This is a genomic window from Halostella sp. PRR32 (assembly GCF_034808085.1).
Classification (GTDB): Archaea; Halobacteriota; Halobacteria; order Halobacteriales; family Natronoarchaeaceae; genus Halostella; species Halostella pelagica.
The window spans coordinates 1-16372 of sequence record NZ_JAXHGL010000011.1; the positions used below are offsets into that span (position 1 = coordinate 1).

Genomic DNA, 16372 nt, shown 5'->3' on the forward strand with positions numbered 1-16372 from the left:
GCGACCGATCGCCTCGTCGACGACCGCGGCGACGTCGACGACCAGGAGGGACTGTTCCGCCACGCCGAGAACGACGCCGCCGCAGGCGGGTCAACGTCGAGAGAGTTCCGGCGAGCACAGAACGACGGGTATCTGCGAACCTCGTCGAGCGAGCGAACGGCGAGCGTCCGCGAGGGTCTTGGACAGTTCGGGGCCGCACCGGACGACACCCAGAGACTCGACGAGTTCAACGACACTGAGAGCGACGCATGACAGGATTCTATTGCCCCGTTGAGGGGTGCGAAAAGATGGTCGAGAACTGGGACGACGACGATCCGCCGTTCGACGACGAGGCGAGCGCGCAGGGCCACATTAACGCGATGGGCGACGTCGCCCACCGCGAGGCAAGGGAGGAAGGCAACGCAACCCCCGCCTTTGTCGGGGACGGCGAGGGGTCAGACGACCCAACCGACGACCCACCCCCTGAAGGCCCCTCTGAAGGGGCCTCAGAGGGGGGTAGCGACGAGGACGGGGATGACGACCCAGACTCGACCAGCGACGAGGGTGGTAAAGGCGGGGACGGCGACGACCCCGAAAACGACTCTGACGAGGCAAACGACCCAGATATGAGCGACCCAGACGCCGGTCAGTGGGACTCGACCGGCAACGAGACCGACGACGAGGGGGGCAAAGGCACGGACGGAGAGGGGTCTGATACCCAAACCGACCAGGGGAAAAAGGGGGGTTCAGGGGGCGGTATCCCCTGGGTCGCGGTGGGTGTCGCGACCGGAGCGGCCGCGGTAGCGGCCCTCATCTTCGGCGGCGGAAGCGACGAAGGCCCCTCTGAGCGGGTCGAGGCCGACGTCGAGCAGCCAACTGACACGACGCCGACCGGTCCCGACTCTATCAGTCAGGACGGGGGAGGATTGCAGTGAGCGACGCTGAGAAGGGCATCGACGCGGTTTACGCGGACCGCAACCTGCTGGCGCTATCGCTCGCTGATCTACTCGCTGCGGATCCAGACCCCGAAACGGACGCAGGCTGGTATCTCGACCCCGACACGGACGGCTGGCCCGTCATCTGGATCGACCTACCGACAGGGCAAGCAAGTTGGCATGTGCCGCCTGAGCGCCGGTCGCTCCTGGAGCGATCGACGCTCGACTTTGATGTCCCGGTGGGAGGGTACGACCGTCACACGAGAGATGAGAAGAACGGCCGTCTGACCGACTACCTCGTCGGGAGGTGGGAACGGTGAGCGATAGCGCCGAGGACGTCCAGGAGGACGTCGACGACGTCGAGGAGACCGAACCGGCCACGCCGGACGAGGCCGACGGACCGGACCTCGACGACGACGACATGGTCGATCTACCGGACGAAGTAGTCGATAAGGCTGCGGAGGCCGACGCCGACGACGTCGAGGAGGCCGTCGACGACGCTGACGACCAGGACGAGACCGAGTCGTCCACCGAGACGGTCGACGAGGACGACGTCTCGCTCGGACACGTCTACTGCAAAGCCTTGGGGATGGGAGCGACCATCGCCAAGGAGCATCACGGCGAGGGCGTCGACGACTTCGAGTCCGAGATGGACCAGTACGCGATGATGGCCCGGCAGTGTGATCTCGACACGTACGTCGACAAGTGGGCCGACCAGCACGGCGGCGCAGAGATGACCCCGGCGCAGGGGATCCTCGTCGGGACGGCGATGTTCGCGATGAGCGTCGCCGCCTCGGACAGCACGCTCGCGACGAACGCGATGGAGGCAGCACGATGAGCCCGAAATCGATGAAACAGCAGATGGCGAAGCAGTTCGTGACTGGGGAGCAGTTCAACGCTATCTTGACGATTTTCACCGAAATCGAACAGGAGACCGTCGAGGCCGTCCAGGAGGTCGCGGGCGTCACCGACGGGATGGACGGCATCGAGGAGATCCCCTCCGCGGAGGATAGGCAGGCCATCCTGCAGGAGATGGCGCAGAAGGTCATCACGGGGGAGTTTCCGGAGTGGTATCTGCAGCGGATGGCCCCGATCGACAACGCGGAGGAAGCCACGGAGTACGTCGGCGAGAACGTGGAGGACCTCGTCGAGAAATGGGCCGAGAACCTGCGCGACCAGGGCGTCGATGGAGGCGACCGGGAGCTAGCGACGGCGTACGCTCGGTCGCGGTTCGACGTCGAGGACCTCGACGAGTTCGAAGAGCTGATCACCTGGGACGAGGAGAAGGTGCAGCAGACGATGGAGGACGTCGTCGCAGGCGGCTTCACGACCGCCCAGAACACCGCGAGAGAGGCGGCGAACATCCACGACTCATGAACACTGCAGTGGGTGCAAAAACGAACTGGGGGAAAAGCTACGTGGCGCAGGGGTACACGGAGCGCAACGCGCCGGAAGTCGACCGGGTCATCATGGTCGACTACAAGGACGAGTTCTCCGGTCTCGTCGAGAGCGGCCTGCTCCAGCGTCTGACCATTCCTCCTGGAGCGACGAATCTCTCCGTCGACGACTGGCACCGCATCCTCGACGAGTCCGAGAGCCTGCAACTCGCGCGGTCGGGATGCACGGACGAGCAGTGGCGGGTGGCGATCGCGCCGCTGCTGGTCGCACTCTCGCAGCGGGACGAGACGATTTTTCTCGTCAACGACGAGGCGCACCGACTCGCGCCGCAGCGGGGGAGCTACCCGGAGGCATACGACACGCTCGCGACGACCTGGCACGGCGACGGGATGGTCGTCGTCTGGGTCACGCAACGATGGGCGAAACTCGACGAGGACATCGTCTCGCAGTGCCAGTCGAGCCTACTCGGCGGGTTCCGCTCGACGAACGACCTCGCGAAGATCGAGAGCGTGGAGTACCCGGTCGAGGTGCATCAGTCATCAGGGAGCCGGGTCGACTATCCCCTTCCGGAACAGCTGCTCGTCGACGGCGAACCGCTCACCCTGCGCCGCTTCACCGACGACGCCGGTCACACGATTGGAAGCGAGTGGATCTACTCGGACGACACCACCCTGAAACGGGTCGACTCGCGAGACTGGGAGATGGAGGCGAACCACTACGGAAGTGATAGGAAACGCATCAAGCACCCCTTCGACTAATGTCAGGACCCCGACCCCGCGAGGATGTCACCCTTCGCTCCGGCCGCGCGGAACGCTTCAAGGACATCCGGGACGCCATCGAAGAGCGCCGCGGTCACGACGTCGACAACACGTCGGTGATGGACGAGTTGATGGACGAGTGGGAGACGGACAACTCGGCGGACTGACGGCATCCAGCGGCGGGTAGCGGCGCTCTGACGGCCCTTGACACGCGAAGCCCCATCAAGCCTGTCAGCCGTCTGTTTAGAGCGCATGGCAATGGATTTTGCGAATGCGTTCGACCAGTTGAGTAGACAAGAGTTCGCGATGAACGTCGCCGCAGCGGCGGCCGGGTTCTTCGCGCCGAACATCCTCCGAACCGGTGTCGAGAACTACGCCGGGATGGACTGGCCCGACGAGGCTTACGGCGCTGCAACTGGCGCAGCGTTCTGGCTGGCCGACGAACGGGTAATGGCCGCAGGCAGTGCGGTCAACGTCGCCGACCGAGTGCTCAATCGCTACGGCATCGCGTTCCTCGGAGGTGACTTCTAGCGATGAGTAAGTCGCTGTACGCGGCACTCGGAAACTCCAGCAAGTACGTCACCACCGAAACCAACGTCACCGGGCAACTCACCCCGATCGCGACGATCTCCCCGGAGGACGGCCTCGGTCTCATCATCCGAAACGCGGTCCAGATGGGGGCAAAGACTGGCCTCCCGATCTACGCGGAACTGGCCGACTCGAACGGGGACGACCTGCCGCTCGACACTCGCGTCGCAATCGGCTACAAGCGACCAACTGACGACACGTTCCAGGTCGTCAGCGACCCGATCGACAACATCTCGACCTACATCAAGAAGACCATTCAGCAGCAGCAAGACAACGACAACATCGACGCTGTGAAACACGCCCTTCGGGGCCGCTCGCTGGAGGTCCGCGACATCGACGAGATGCTCATTCTCGTCGAGTCGAGCGTCCAGGTCGATCACTCGAACAGTGAGCTTTACATCGAACAGTCCGCGGTCGAACAGGTCGACATCGAATAATGGCCGAGAACATCATGCAGCGGCTCCGAGGAAGCGGATGGCAGCCTGGTGGGTTCGCTCTCCGCGACTTCGATTTCGAGGGGCCGAACACGACCGGAGAGGAGAGCGTCGTCGCGGACCTGCAGGCCGAGCGGCCGGTCGCACTGCGCGACGACAAGGACGCCGACCTCAAACTCGTCATCCCAGCCTGGGAGTCGTTCTCGACAGACGGTACCGGCGGGAATACTGAGACGTTCAATCTCAGCAACGACATCATCGACTCGCCGTCGACGGTCTCGTTCCTGCTCTACGAGGAGGGCTCGCTCGTCGACGCCGATTCCGTCGACTACGCGAACAACTCGTTCACGTACACCGACGACGGCACCAACAACACGCTCGACGTGTTTTACGTGCCCCGAACCCCGGCCGACGTCCGACTCAAGAAGGTCATCAGTGACGGCACTACGTCGATCGGGCAGGACGTTTACGAGGAGAACACGGCGATTCTGCACAGCCGCGACCAGGCTGAGCAGCCGACCGAGGTCGATGTCTCCAGCTCGGAACTGGAGCGGTACATCCCGCGCAAGAGCAACCTGCAGCTGATCGTCAACGCGGACTACACGGTTCGGTTCGAGGCTCCGGAACGGACGAACGGCGTGCCGAAGGCGACGAACGCGATCCTCTCGGTGCCGAAGTTCCAAACCGAGTCGAACGTCCCGGGTCTGCAGCAGGCCGTCAAGGCCGACGCTGCGGGCCTAAATCAGGGCCGGGGGAGGTGACTATGCAGGGCGGCCTTGAAGATACCGCGCCACACGAGTACGGAGTCACAACTACCTCCGGGCCGTCGACGACGAACACGGACCAGACGGACGACTCTCAAATCGCGTCGTGGCTGTCGAGTGTCAACCTCTCGGCCCAGGACGTGACGCTGCTCTCGTCGGCGCTCAACGTCCTCGCGACGGGGATGATGCTGCTCTCGGTGGGGGTCTCCGTATGGAGCTGAGCGGGGGATTATCGGCCGGAGGGGGCTGGAGCATCGACCGCGACGACTGGCTCGACCAGACTGACTCCGATGACTCCGACGGCTCCACAACAACGACCACGTCGGACGACGGAGGCAGTTCATCGTCGTCGAGCTACGATTCCAACGAGGTCTCGGCAATCCTCGATTCGAATCCAGACGTCACAGTTTCCGACCTGCAAATCGACCCGGAGACTGGAGAGGTCACGGGCATCGAGGGCTACTCTGACGACGGTTTCGGCGGGACGACCGACACGTCGGGCGGCAGCACGTCCGATGGAACCGCCGATCGATACGGGACAGATCCCTACGACGGCAACGTCCCGAGCGGGTACGTCGGAGCGGTCGATAGTGGCGCAGAGGAGCAGTTGCAGTCCGACCAAGTCAACGACCTGGAAGACGAGTTGGACGGCAATCTCGACCGTCAAACTGTCGACGTGACCGTTAACGAGGACGGATCAACGTCTCTATCGGGAGAGTCGGATACCGGCGACACGGCGACGGTGACGACCGATACCCAGCCGTTCGCAGACAACGCATCCGGGGGGTCGGGGATATCCATGAGGCAGATCCTTCTCGGATTCGCGGCGGCCGGAGCGGTTTACGTGGGGGTGTCATACGGTGGCTAACTTCACGTTCGGCGGCCTGGACTACGACGATGTCGCGGGGGCGCTCGACCACGCCGCCGGGTCAACCGATGAAGCGACGCATCGCTCCATCGAAGGCGCGGCCGAGGGAGACTTCCTCGAGTCTTTCAAGCACGCGACCGGCGACTTCATTATCGCTGGAGACGACGATGGACAGGCTGAGACGCTCACTGAAGGGCTTTTCAGTCCTGGGGAGCAGTACACTGCGACCGGTTGGTTCCGAACGGCGGTTGATACCGTCTTCGAGAACCCAGAGCCCTTCACGAATCAAGAGGACTCTGTCGACCTCGTCGGTCCGAGTGCAGGCGATGCTTTCGGGCAGATAACGGATCCGCTGGTCAACGACCCTGGGGAGGACCCTGGAGCAATCCAGCGAATCCTGCAGTGGCTTCTCAACAACCCTGGAAAGACAATTCTGGGGGTTGGGGGAATCATGGCTCTCGCACTGCTGGGACCAGCACTGGAGGCCATCTCAACCGCCGTGGGGGCCGCCTCATGAGCAAAACCACAATCGCCGCAGGAGGGGCCATCGTCGGCGCAACTGCGTATCTGCTGTGGCCTCGCGTTTCCTCCGGGTCGTCCGATGTCGCGGACGACTTCGACCCCGACGACCCGCTCGACGCCGGCGCGTCCTATGGGGACGCAGGAGATGGTTTCAACGCCGGCGGGAGAGTCGACCAGATCCAGGACAACGAATCGACCGATATGGACGGGGGGATGGTCGGACTATGAGTCGATGGTATCGACTCCTCTGGTGCGTTCTCGCTCTCCCGGCGTTCGCCAGTGAGGCGGCAAGCGCGTCCGGGTCGACGGCGGTTTCGTCGACCGTGTGCATGAGCTTCCCCGTCGCCTTGCTGTTGGCGGCAATGCCGATGGAGAGCATCGTCGCGACCGTGCAGAGAGAGACTGGAATCCAACCCGACAAAGGTGATCAAGATGCTTCCTGACGAAAGCGCGAGTTTCGGCCCGCAAGCACAGGTGGAGTTGCTACTGCAGGACTACGGCCTCAACGCTGACGGCTGGGCAAGCGACTTCTTCGAGAGCGACTCTGAGCGCTTGCAGATGGCGATGTTGATGGAGATCCGCGGCGAGACGCTCATCGAGAGTGCCCAACAGGAGTCCGAGACGTCGGGCAACCCGACGAAGGAGGAAACGACCGAGTCAGGTCTCAACAACGACGCGATGCTGCGGCTCGGCCAGGGCACGAACAACGTCGATCTCGGCTGGAACGTCACCGGAAGCGGCACAATAGAGATCCAGGTGTCATTCGATCGGTCGCGATGGTTCACCTTCGACGAGATCCCCGTCGAGGCGGGCGAGGGCGTCGAGCAGTACGAGACGACCTACCCGTACACGAGAGTGTTCGGTAAGAGCGACCTCGACGGTGACGTCAACCGACTGCAGATCGTCGCGGGGCCTGGTAACTGATGGTCCGAGGACACGGCCGACGACTCGGCCAGGACCACGACCACAGTGACAGCGGTCGCGGTGGCTCAGTGTTAAATCCAGACAGGATAGGTAACGGCCTCGACGCCAGCGATCCGCAAACAACCTTCCCCCACGGCCTGTACTCACTGCTTCAGCAGGACCGGGTAGTGGCTATCGGCCCGGACGGGATCGAGAACTGGGACGCCGGACAGGATGACGTGGTACAAACGGCCCTCGACTGGGTGAACGGCGAAGACTCAAGCTCTCGCCCCGGAACAGTGTGGGTCCCGCCCGGCCGCGACATCGACAACCCGATGACGCAGATGAGCCCGCTCAACCGGCGGCGAATGGTAGACCTCGTTTGCCCCGGCGGCACCGCCATCACCGGCGGCGTCATCGAGTTTACCCAGTCCGGATCGAACACCGACCACGGGATGGTTGGCGACCTGTATGGCACGCACACCGACGGTATCACGCTCAAGGGGCCGTTTACTGGTACTGAGACGACGGGCGTCGGCTGGCACGACAACACCGGAAGCAACTACTTCACAGTGGGCCGCCTTGGCATCCGCGACTGGGGTAACAAGGCGGTGGAAACCGACGCGTGGGCCTTCCACACCGACATGGTGATCGCCACGAACATAGACCCCGAAGCAACCACGGGACAAAACAACGACGCCGTGGTGGACTTCGTGGGGGCCGGACCCGGCGGGACGGTCGGACACCTCGAAATCTACCCCGGCCTCGGGACTGGTAGCACCACCTCGACAGGGAACGCACAACAGGCGTTTAGGATGCAAAACGCCGACTGCGAGGTGAGCTACGTCAATATAGGCGGACACGCCCGCGACATCTCGGTCCAATCCGGCACTGTCCACATGGTGAACTTCGAGCCATCGACGGACGACACGATGGCCGTTCAAGAACGCGTTTGCTTCTTGGCAAACGATGGGACATTAAAGTGGCTCCATGTGAACAACGCGGGGGGGTCCATCAACCACGACCACGCTTTCCGTATCGGCGGGGTCACGTCCGGGAGCGTTGAGGCTGTGAAAGGCAAGTCGGAACTCAACACGACCGACGTTGTGACGGTTACAAGCGCCCCGAACGGCCCGTTTGTCTACGATGCTGGCCTCAACTCCAACGACGTGAGCAACGACACAGGCAGCACGCTCTCGGAACCCAACACCGTTTACGACGTGGCGAGGAACGCGCTATCGTGAGATTCGGCAGAACAACTTAACACTCAAATCATGACTTACAACACTGAAACGAACGGGAGCATCGGACGACCGACCAACGGCCGCAAGGAGGGCAACTGAGGCGATATCTGATGCCAGACGTTACTCTCCAGGCCGACGAGATAGAACCCGGGGACCGTGTCCAGTACGAAGCTAAATACTGGAACACGGACCCGTTCTCGTCCGAAACGCCGGACACCAAACAGATATCAGACGACGTGATACTGGATACCTCATACGGTGATCACGTCGTCGACACGATATCAACGACGGTCGCGGGCGGCAGTTCCAAGACCGTCTCTGGGTCGTTCACCGTCCCTGATGTCGGCAGCTCGCTCAACGACACTCACGCGACCTTGTCGATCGGCGGCGACGGGGATACCGCAGTCATCCCCGGCACGGGATCGACCGCTACCGGAGACCAGTTCGGCGGCACGTCCGGTGACGAGGATCACAACTGGATGCGGGCGATGACGCATCGGGGATACGTCTTCGAGTATAAGCCCGGCACCGGCTGGCGGGCGTCGAGCGGCTCCCTGTGGGTCGAGCCAAACGGAGGGCAGAGATACGATGATCCGTACATCTTCGACACGCCACGAGCGGCCGCTGACTCCGTCTCTACCATCCTCGGGTGGGATACGGACGTACCGACGCCCGAGGTTCCGGACCCCACTGGCGACCCTGACACGTCGAGCGGGTCCGATTCGACCGACTCGACGACGTCGGACGACTCCGACGACTCAGACGGCTCCGGTGGTTCGAGCTCGTCGACGACGTCGGACAGCTCCGGCGACGACTTCGGCGGGACGACGGACAGCAGCTCGTCGGAGAGCGACTCCGGCGGCTCGACCGACTCCACGACGTCGGATGACTCGACCGGGGAGACCGACTCGGACTCTAGCGCTGCAAGCCTGGACCTCCGGACCGCAGCGGCGGGGGTCGGCGTGGCGGCCGCCGCCGCGATCGTCGCGAAGCGTCGAGGCTGACCATGTCCGACCGACCGGACGTCGTCGGCGAGTTGATGTCCGACGGATACGTCCTGCGCGTCGAGGAGGACGGGGACGCGTTCGTCCACGCGGGCAACCCGGTCCATCTCTCTGACTGGCGGTGATGGACCGACTCATCAACTGGGTCAGACGGCGCTCTCAGCCGTCCGAAGCCGCTGGAGAGTACGACGGCGTTCTGTCTCACGTAACCGAGGTTCACGCACTGCTGATCGGCCTGGCCTCTGGGTTCGCTGCCGGTGTGGCCGGGTCCCCGGAGATGGCCGCCGCGGTCGCCGCAGCTGCTATCGGTATCCAAATCCCGGGACTGACCGCGGCGAAGTTCCGCGGCAAGAAAGCCTTGCGCGAGATTCGAAAGGAGCCGTGGTACGCGGTCGGTGGGACCCCGATCGGGTATCTGGTCGCGATGGTCGCGACCTCGCTCCCGGGCCTGCTGTAATCTTTCTCTGCTCGACCCCGTGGGGTCGGACGTGAATGTATACGACCCTCGCGACGGACGATCCGTTTCCATACTATCACTCCCGCTAACGATAGCTACTCGTTTTCGATGAATTTCCACGTCTGACCGCGTTCCGGCGGCGAATCTACCCCTGGGAGTTGCTTCAACGCATCTCGTACACAGCTATCCCAGAGACCGTATCCGGCATACCGAGAATTCGTCGTGTACCCCAGATTTCTGTCGTCGAAGAACGCCCCGAACGTGGAGTTAGCGAGGTCTCGCGATGTCGTGCTATCCTTCTCCCGAAGTAGTTCCCAAGCGTGCTGAACGGCCTCTCGTCGCGTTCTCTCGACCGCTGCATCGCGGCCTGGTATCTCGATGTCGAAAATCTCCTCTCGCATCTGTTCCCGAAGGGGGTCGCCCCGATCGTCCCGGCCGTCCTGGTCGATGTCACGATCGTCGGGCTCCCGCTGCTCGACGAGTTCCTCCTGGTCGCGCTCGTCGACGACGTCGTCGCGTCGATCGACCCGGTCGCCGGGCCCTCCGGATTCCAGCTCGCCGACGCGTTCCTCCAGCTCGTCGAGACGCTCGCGAAGGCTGTCGACCGGCTCCGTATTCTCGTCTGTATTCTCAAGTATTCGGTCGCGGCCGTCGATAATCGCACGGATGTATTCGGTACGATTACGGAAGCCTTCAGCGTCATATTCCTCGTCCAAGTCTTCAACCGTATTCGGATCGAGGCGAATTGTCAGCACTTCCATAGCGTCGTATTCTCTACCGAATACAAAAAGGATACGAACTGCATTTGGAAATCCGGTTTCCGAAGATGGTTCTAAAAACCTGGAGGTAGAGGCGCTTAGAATACTTTCTCTCTGCGCTACTTGCATTTGGAAACTTCGGAAAGGACCCGGTTAGACTCAATACATTAAGAACTCTTTATCAATTGTGGTGGGACCCCGACAACTCCCAAGGCATAGGGTTGATGCGGCCCCATATCCACCGATAAAGAATTCTACTCTAATTCGGGGAGTTCGACCTCAGATAGGTCGTTCTCCACGAGGTGTAAAAGATACTGGGTTTTATTCATTCCAAGCTGTTCCGCTCGCATCCCGATCTCGCGTTTGCGCCTCTCGGTCATGCGCAGCGACATCATGGTTTTCTCGTCGAGCTCAATATCCGAGGCTGCCATGTTTACAGTTTACAGTAATACAACGAGGCGACTTAGGCGTATCGGAGATACTAGACACGATAGACGGTAGATCGTCGGTACAAATATATACAGTTATACAGTAAATGGAATCGTATGGCACCCGACAACTCCCAAGGCACCACGACAATCTCGGTACGAGTGCCAACAAACCATGCAGAGGCATTGTTTCAAATCGCACAAGAGAGAAGCTCTCGCGTCGATCGGACGACTCAGTCCGACGTTGTGAGAGAGTACATTCAAGACGGCTTAACCAGGGATGCGCAATCTGGAGAGGTTCCACAGGAGGTCCTTGATCTTCTCGATGTGGACCTTGAGGCAAACGCTGGCGGCGACGAGAAGTCGACAGACGGAGGTGAGGTTCGCGCATGAACTCGAACCTTATCGACTGTGAGACTATCGGCGATCTCGACGACGTCGAGGACATCGTCGGAGACGACACGATCGGCCGCGCAGTTCTCGCGCACGGAGAGGAACACGAGGGCGATATGCTGGTCGACACGCGACGACTCCGTAGGCTGCTCCTGGCCTACGAGGAACGCCACGGCGAGCGGTATGTGTGGGTCAGCACGCGCGAGAGTCCAAACGGGATGCCCGCGCTGACGATGCAGGACCGGCCGGAGGCGTCCGACATCCTCGCTCTCGTCGGCCGTGTCCCGACCGAGTCCTATCCCCCGGAGGCGTCGCGAGCGGAAACACGGGGTGATTGACGTGAGTGCGCAGGCGTCTCTCGACCAGTTCGGAGGACCGGGTTTCTCCGACCTGACGGAAGCGGAGCGAGAGGTGTACACGAACATCGTTCGCGGCGAGTACGGCGTTCGTGAGTACGCACGCGAGACCGAGCGACGGCCCGGGACGGTCGGCAACCTTCTGCGGCGAGCCCGCGACAAACTGGAGGGGTCGACGTGAGTCCTCGAACGACGACCATCCTCAACGAGAACGTCCAAGCTGTCGAGTGTCCGGGATGTGAGATTTCCCGCCCGGCAGAGACGGGGACGTACTTCTGCGGGAACTGTGGCATCCCGTTCGCCGTCGAAGACGGAGGAGATTCGTGATGTCTTCGGGCGATACTGAGCGGTTCACCCACGCCGAACTCGACTGCAAGATAGTCAAGACCGACATGGGGCACTGGTGCGGCTACGTCCGCCGTCCCGAAGACGTCGAGCCCGTCCGCTGGACCAGCGACTACGACAGCAAACACGACGAGATTCTTGACGCTGAAGTAGACGTGTGGGACGGCATCACCTACGGTCCCGACGACGAGGGCTGGGTCGGCTTCGATGATGGTCACGCTCATTCTCTGGTGGATCACCGCGAGTTCGACACGTCGAAGGACGCAGTGAAAAACGAGACACGCCACCTCGCCGAGCAGATTCGGTCACTACAGACGGATACTGACAAGATGGAGGCGGATCGGGATGTCTGAGGCTGTCTGTTGTGAGAAGTTCGATGAGTACGCAGACGGCAGTCTGTGGCAGGAATCGGCTTTCAAGCAGGACCTCGACGACCGCTGGAGCGTTATCACGACTATATTCGACGAGGCAGCCGACGGGTCGATGCAGGCCCATAGCGGGCTGGTTCCCATCGAATTTTGCCCGTTTTGTGGTGCCGACCTCGGAGGTGAATCGACATGAGGTCGACGATCGTCTGGGTGCTCGTCTCGTCGATGGCTGTCTTCGTTCTGCTGGCACTGCATACCGCACTTAACGGAGACGGTGAGGCTGCGCTGGTCGGCATAGTGATGTACTTCATCGTTCTGGCGGGCTATCTGGCCGTCTTCGCTGACCGAGGTGGTTCCCGTGCCTAACCGACGACTCGGCGCGTACTCGTCCTCGACACAACGCCAGGACCGGCCGATGGACCGCGCCGATCACGCCGGAGACCCAGGCTGTTCCGAGTGTCCCTCCGACGACGTCGAGTACAGGAACGCGAGCGACCTGAACGACGAACTGCCTTCAGAACCACTCTGCCGCGACTGCATTCTAAAGCGAGCTGACTCATGACGCAATCCGATGACCTTCACGACACGACAGGCCCGGACGTAGCCCTGTCGGAAGACGACCGGCGTACTGCGCGGAAGATAATCGGTGCCATCCAGGACCCGCCGCAACTTTCGGAGGACGAGGCCCGAAGCGACCAGGCCGCGTTCTTCGACGAGAAGACGTACTGGTCCGTCCGGGACAACGAACTCCCCCGTCACGGACTCCCCGGTTTCGGCGAAGCGTACGACGACTGTGGCGACGACATCCCGCACTTTTGCGAGGACTGCGGCGACGCGTTCGCCGTGGGTCGGACGTGTTCGCGGAACAGGTGCCCGCGCTGCGCGCCGGCGTGGGTTCTCAAGCGTGCGCCCAACCACGTCGGGCGTCTGCAGGAGACCGCGAAGATGATGAGTTCACGGCTTGACGAGGCCGTGTACAAGCACCACGTCGTTTTCAGCCCGCCGGAGGACTGGTTCCTCGACGTCGACGACCCGCTGGATCGGACGTTCAAGGTCATCCGCGACATCATGCGGTCGATCGACGCGGAGGGCGTCGTCTATTACCATCCGTGGAGCGGGAAGAACGACGAGGGCGGCTTTTCAGACTCTCACGAGGACGACCGCGGCGAGTGGAAGAAACGGCTGTTCGAGGATCGGGACTGGGACGGCGACGTACTGCAGGAACTGGAGTTCCGCCCGCACTTCCATGCAGTGATCGCGTGTCCTTGGGTGCCCGGAGGGGGCGTCACGGAGGCGGTGTACAACCATACTGATTGGGTCACCCACCGCATCACCGAGCGCAACGGGTCGCCCGTCTCTCTTGGCGATATGGACGCTGTTGCGGCGGTCGTCTCGTACTGTCTCAGTCACACGGGAATCGACACGTCGGGCGAGATGAACCAAGCACAGTTCCGCGCATACGGGTCCACCTACCACGACGCGGCCTTCTACGACGACACCAGGCGCGCCGCTCTCGACGCCGTCCGGTCGGAAGCTCCGAAGGTTCTCGGCATCCCGTCCAAAGAGATCGCCTGTCAGAACCAGGTCCCCGAGGACCAGCAGCACGACCACGACGTTGACCCTACCCCAGATGACGCCGACGACGAGGAGGATGTTTCCTCGTCGGAGACCGACGACACGGTAAAGACAGTTCCCTGCAGCGGCGTCATCCACGACATCGAGGAAGCGCCGGACTTCCTGGAAGACGACCAGTGGCGTCGGCAAGCGCTCTACGCCGACGAACTCGAACAGGAATGGAAGCAGTGGAAGGAAGACGGCCGCTGGTCTCTGGGTAGCGGACCCCCGGACTAAGACGGTCTCTCCCCCGAGTTTGCCCTGTTCCGTAGACGTAACTGTGTCTTTTCACCGTGTTTTGCTCCGACTTCTCGCGAGTGGCGTCGCTGCCGCTCGTCGACGAGCTGGTCGCGATGTCGTCGACGAACTCAACCGACGAAATCCCCGGCGCCTGGGATATGTAAGCAAACCCAATCGAAACATAGGTTAAATCAACTCCCGTCGTGCGGTCTCAACCCCCCTTATTCCGACCCCGGTTCAATTGGGGAACAGTAGGGCGGGGGGTAGGATGCGGTTAACCTGCCAGTAGGAGGCCTATAACTACGGTTTTCGATTTTGTGCTGTGGGTTCGACAATCCATCTTCGCAAGGGGATCTAAAGATAACGGCACACCCGTCCATGCGCGGTTCTAGCGCCAGGGGGGCTATTTTTTTGCGCGCCCGCAGGGCGCGCTGTGGCCGAGCGTCAGCGAGGCCCTGTTATCTTATCCCGCCAGACCGCGCCGTCGGGGGGGGGCGGCCGCGGCGGCCGTGTCGACGCGTTCCTCCAGGAGCCCCGCTCGCCGAGACCGTCGACGTCGCGATCGTCTTGTCGACGAGGACCTGCGACACGATCGTCGACGAACCCGTGACCGCAGGTTACACCAACTACCTGACAGGCACACGAGAGAGCAAAACCGCGAGGCAGTGAAATGGCGGTTTACTGTTTTACTGTAAATGTATTACGCACGAAACAAACTTCCCTGAGTCCTGATAATCTCAGTCTGGAATGGCAAATATCCAAACAATTCACGAGAATGTAGACGGAGAACAGGAAACTCGGCGCGTCGTTACCGTCGAGGATGCGGCCGGCAAGGAGTACGAATACGAGTTCCTCGTGGTCGACGGAGAACACGAATACCAGGGAGAAGGGGAGCCGTCTGACGGTGCAAAGGAGGCACTCGAAGAGTTCCTGAAGGATGCCTGAACTGGAGTTCGGAAGCCGCGACGTCGCGAACGCGTTTCGTGACGAGAACGAAGAGCACCTGGACGATCGTGACGACCGCCGCCGAAAGCTGGTCGTGTTGGACGCGGGTGCTCCTGAGCGGGTGATGGACGAGGGTGTCATCCGCGCGGCGAGTAGCAAGGAGGAGCGCGCGACAGTCGGCCAGGAAGCGCTGGAGGAGCACGAACGCGAGCGTATCGACTTCTCGGAAACGACAGTTCCGCACGCGAGGGCGGCAAAAGCAGTGCTCCTGGAGGCCGGCGTCGACGACTGGCTGAGCTACTACGACAAACAGCTCACGGTCGAGGAGCATCACGACCTCGCCGAGCGCGCGGCCGCCGAGGGCGGCGGCCGGCGGATGGACGCCGAGAACACGGTCCAGTCCCGACTCGGCGACCTTGAGGCGGCGCTGGACGGCCAGTGTGAGCACGCAAAGCAGTACTGTGAGAGTGGGGAGAGCGACGCCTGCGAGTTCCTCGTCGACGACTGCGGACTGACGGAGTCCGTCGTCGGAGCGCTGCGCGACCCGGACGCCGGAGCAACCGACGATTCCAGGCTGCCGGGACCGATTTACAACGCGCTCGGAGACGCGTGGACCGGCTACAAGGCGGCGCTCGCCGAGGACGACCAGGGTCGCGCCCGGCGTTTCGCGGCAGTGATCAACGCGATCCGCGACCAGCAGGGTCAGGACCTCATGGTGTTCGAGGAACTCGACAGCGAGAGCGTCACCTGGGACGACGTCGAGCAGATCGGACCCGACGAACCGCGGATCATGGAGGACCTCCCCGATGCGCGACTCCATCCGGAGGAGCTGCGGGAAACAGGACTGACGCCTGCCGATGTCGAAAACGAAACGGTCGATAGCGACCGGGCAGGGACACGGGTCCCGGCGAAAACGTCGCGTGGAAAGCGAGCAAAGCCGGTGCTCGGCGACATCCCCGACGACGAACTGTATCGGGAGATCGGACGTCGCGAAGCGACCGATCGCCTCGTCGACGACCGCGGCGACGTCGACGACCAGGAGGGACTGTTCCGCCACGCCGAGAACGACGC

General features: G+C 62.3%; 32 protein-coding genes. 30 read left to right on the top strand and 2 right to left on the bottom strand.

All coding sequences use genetic code 11. The annotated features are described in order from the left end of the window. The 20 genes from SM753_RS19945 to SM753_RS20040 form a co-directional block, all read left to right on the top strand. On the top strand, positions 1-252 hold a 252-nt coding region (locus SM753_RS19945), incomplete at its 5' end, for a hypothetical protein (RefSeq protein ID WP_323192840.1). Between the two features lie 35 nt (positions 253-287). After that, positions 288-914: a hypothetical protein gene (locus SM753_RS19950; protein ID WP_323192841.1), complete on the top strand. Its 627-nt coding sequence runs from the start codon at positions 288-290 to the stop codon at positions 912-914. Then, the gene (locus tag SM753_RS19955; protein ID WP_323192842.1) at positions 911-1234 is read left to right on the top strand and encodes a hypothetical protein; all 324 of its coding nucleotides are present in this window, start codon (positions 911-913) and stop codon (positions 1232-1234) included. Before SM753_RS19950 ends, SM753_RS19955 begins: the two co-directional genes overlap by 4 nt. Further along, a complete protein-coding gene (locus SM753_RS19960; protein WP_323192843.1) occupies positions 1231-1752 on the top strand; it encodes a hypothetical protein in 522 nt (173 codons plus the stop codon). Before SM753_RS19955 ends, SM753_RS19960 begins: the two co-directional genes overlap by 4 nt. Further along, positions 1749-2291 (top strand): hypothetical protein, encoded by a 543-nt coding sequence (locus SM753_RS19965; protein WP_323192844.1) that lies wholly within the window; start codon positions 1749-1751, stop codon positions 2289-2291. The genes SM753_RS19960 and SM753_RS19965 overlap by 4 nt, the downstream gene beginning before the upstream one ends. Beyond that, positions 2288-3070, top strand: a complete 783-nt coding sequence (locus tag SM753_RS19970; protein ID WP_323192845.1) for a hypothetical protein — start codon at positions 2288-2290, stop codon at positions 3068-3070. Before SM753_RS19965 ends, SM753_RS19970 begins: the two co-directional genes overlap by 4 nt. Next, the gene (locus SM753_RS19975; protein WP_323192846.1) at positions 3070-3237 is read left to right on the top strand and encodes a hypothetical protein; all 168 of its coding nucleotides are present in this window, start codon (positions 3070-3072) and stop codon (positions 3235-3237) included. Before SM753_RS19970 ends, SM753_RS19975 begins: the two co-directional genes overlap by 1 nt. Positions 3238-3328: 91 nt before the next feature. After that, positions 3329-3601: a hypothetical protein gene (locus tag SM753_RS19980; RefSeq protein ID WP_323192847.1), complete on the top strand. Its 273-nt coding sequence runs from the start codon at positions 3329-3331 to the stop codon at positions 3599-3601. 2 nt (positions 3602-3603) lie between these two features. Then, positions 3604-4095, top strand: a complete 492-nt coding sequence (locus tag SM753_RS19985; protein WP_323192848.1) for a hypothetical protein — start codon at positions 3604-3606, stop codon at positions 4093-4095. Beyond that, positions 4095-4853 (top strand): hypothetical protein, encoded by a 759-nt coding sequence (locus SM753_RS19990; protein WP_323192849.1) that lies wholly within the window; start codon positions 4095-4097, stop codon positions 4851-4853. The genes SM753_RS19985 and SM753_RS19990 overlap by 1 nt, the downstream gene beginning before the upstream one ends. A 2-nt stretch (positions 4854-4855) precedes the next feature. Beyond that, the gene (locus tag SM753_RS19995; protein WP_323192850.1) at positions 4856-5077 is read left to right on the top strand and encodes a hypothetical protein; all 222 of its coding nucleotides are present in this window, start codon (positions 4856-4858) and stop codon (positions 5075-5077) included. Beyond that, positions 5068-5724 carry a hypothetical protein gene (locus SM753_RS20000; RefSeq protein ID WP_323192851.1) on the top strand — a complete coding sequence of 219 codons (657 nt, stop codon included), beginning with the start codon at positions 5068-5070 and terminating at the stop codon, positions 5722-5724. The genes SM753_RS19995 and SM753_RS20000 overlap by 10 nt, the downstream gene beginning before the upstream one ends. Next, positions 5717-6241, top strand: a complete 525-nt coding sequence (locus SM753_RS20005) for a hypothetical protein (RefSeq protein WP_323192852.1) — start codon at positions 5717-5719, stop codon at positions 6239-6241. The genes SM753_RS20000 and SM753_RS20005 overlap by 8 nt, the downstream gene beginning before the upstream one ends. Next, entirely contained in the window at positions 6238-6474 is a 237-nt protein-coding gene (locus SM753_RS20010; protein ID WP_323192853.1) for a hypothetical protein, read from the top strand. The genes SM753_RS20005 and SM753_RS20010 overlap by 4 nt, the downstream gene beginning before the upstream one ends. Continuing rightward, positions 6471-6689 (top strand): hypothetical protein, encoded by a 219-nt coding sequence (locus SM753_RS20015; protein WP_323192854.1) that lies wholly within the window; start codon positions 6471-6473, stop codon positions 6687-6689. Before SM753_RS20010 ends, SM753_RS20015 begins: the two co-directional genes overlap by 4 nt. Continuing rightward, a complete protein-coding gene (locus SM753_RS20020) occupies positions 6679-7170 on the top strand; it encodes a hypothetical protein (RefSeq protein WP_323192855.1) in 492 nt (163 codons plus the stop codon). The genes SM753_RS20015 and SM753_RS20020 overlap by 11 nt, the downstream gene beginning before the upstream one ends. After that, the gene (locus SM753_RS20025) at positions 7170-8393 is read left to right on the top strand and encodes a hypothetical protein (protein WP_323192856.1); all 1224 of its coding nucleotides are present in this window, start codon (positions 7170-7172) and stop codon (positions 8391-8393) included. Before SM753_RS20020 ends, SM753_RS20025 begins: the two co-directional genes overlap by 1 nt. Before the next feature lie 110 nt (positions 8394-8503). Continuing rightward, positions 8504-9397, top strand: coding sequence for a hypothetical protein (locus SM753_RS20030; RefSeq protein WP_323192857.1), 894 nt, complete (start codon positions 8504-8506; stop codon positions 9395-9397). Between the two features lie 2 nt (positions 9398-9399). After that, entirely contained in the window at positions 9400-9522 is a 123-nt protein-coding gene (locus SM753_RS20035; protein ID WP_323192858.1) for a hypothetical protein, read from the top strand. Next, positions 9522-9854 carry a hypothetical protein gene (locus tag SM753_RS20040; protein WP_323192859.1) on the top strand — a complete coding sequence of 111 codons (333 nt, stop codon included), beginning with the start codon at positions 9522-9524 and terminating at the stop codon, positions 9852-9854. Before SM753_RS20035 ends, SM753_RS20040 begins: the two co-directional genes overlap by 1 nt. Before the next feature lie 95 nt (positions 9855-9949). On the opposite strand, the gene SM753_RS20045 is transcribed toward SM753_RS20040, so the two are convergent. After that, the gene (locus SM753_RS20045; RefSeq protein ID WP_323192860.1) at positions 9950-10741 is read right to left on the bottom strand and encodes a ribbon-helix-helix protein, CopG family; all 792 of its coding nucleotides are present in this window, start codon (positions 10739-10741) and stop codon (positions 9950-9952) included. 125 nt (positions 10742-10866) lie between these two features. Next, positions 10867-11043: a hypothetical protein gene (locus SM753_RS20050; RefSeq protein WP_323192861.1), complete on the bottom strand. Its 177-nt coding sequence runs from the start codon at positions 11041-11043 to the stop codon at positions 10867-10869. Positions 11044-11157: 114 nt separating this feature from the next. Here SM753_RS20050 and SM753_RS20055 point away from each other — a divergent pair, with 114 nt between their 5' ends. The 10 genes from SM753_RS20055 to SM753_RS20100 all read left to right on the top strand — a co-directional run. After that, on the top strand, positions 11158-11433 hold the full coding sequence (locus SM753_RS20055) for a hypothetical protein (protein ID WP_323192862.1): 276 nt from the start codon (positions 11158-11160) through the stop codon (positions 11431-11433). Next, entirely contained in the window at positions 11430-11771 is a 342-nt protein-coding gene (locus SM753_RS20060) for a hypothetical protein (protein WP_323192863.1), read from the top strand. The genes SM753_RS20055 and SM753_RS20060 overlap by 4 nt, the downstream gene beginning before the upstream one ends. A 1-nt stretch (position 11772) precedes the next feature. Continuing rightward, positions 11773-11970 (top strand): sigma-70 family RNA polymerase sigma factor, encoded by a 198-nt coding sequence (locus SM753_RS20065; protein WP_323192864.1) that lies wholly within the window; start codon positions 11773-11775, stop codon positions 11968-11970. Then, positions 11967-12116 (top strand): hypothetical protein, encoded by a 150-nt coding sequence (locus SM753_RS20070; protein WP_323192865.1) that lies wholly within the window; start codon positions 11967-11969, stop codon positions 12114-12116. Before SM753_RS20065 ends, SM753_RS20070 begins: the two co-directional genes overlap by 4 nt. Continuing rightward, positions 12116-12487: a hypothetical protein gene (locus SM753_RS20075; RefSeq protein WP_323192866.1), complete on the top strand. Its 372-nt coding sequence runs from the start codon at positions 12116-12118 to the stop codon at positions 12485-12487. The genes SM753_RS20070 and SM753_RS20075 overlap by 1 nt, the downstream gene beginning before the upstream one ends. Then, positions 12480-12695 carry a hypothetical protein gene (locus SM753_RS20080; protein ID WP_323192867.1) on the top strand — a complete coding sequence of 72 codons (216 nt, stop codon included), beginning with the start codon at positions 12480-12482 and terminating at the stop codon, positions 12693-12695. Before SM753_RS20075 ends, SM753_RS20080 begins: the two co-directional genes overlap by 8 nt. Next, positions 12692-12868: a hypothetical protein gene (locus SM753_RS20085; protein ID WP_323192868.1), complete on the top strand. Its 177-nt coding sequence runs from the start codon at positions 12692-12694 to the stop codon at positions 12866-12868. Before SM753_RS20080 ends, SM753_RS20085 begins: the two co-directional genes overlap by 4 nt. Positions 12869-13060: 192 nt before the next feature. Next, the gene (locus SM753_RS20090) at positions 13061-14353 is read left to right on the top strand and encodes a hypothetical protein (RefSeq protein ID WP_323192869.1); all 1293 of its coding nucleotides are present in this window, start codon (positions 13061-13063) and stop codon (positions 14351-14353) included. A 750-nt stretch (positions 14354-15103) separates the two neighbouring features. Next, positions 15104-15301, top strand: coding sequence for a hypothetical protein (locus tag SM753_RS20095; RefSeq protein WP_323192870.1), 198 nt, complete (start codon positions 15104-15106; stop codon positions 15299-15301). After that, positions 15294-16372: hypothetical protein (locus tag SM753_RS20100; protein WP_369335387.1), on the top strand; the 1079-nt coding region annotated here is incomplete at its 3' end. The genes SM753_RS20095 and SM753_RS20100, both read left to right, overlap by 8 nt.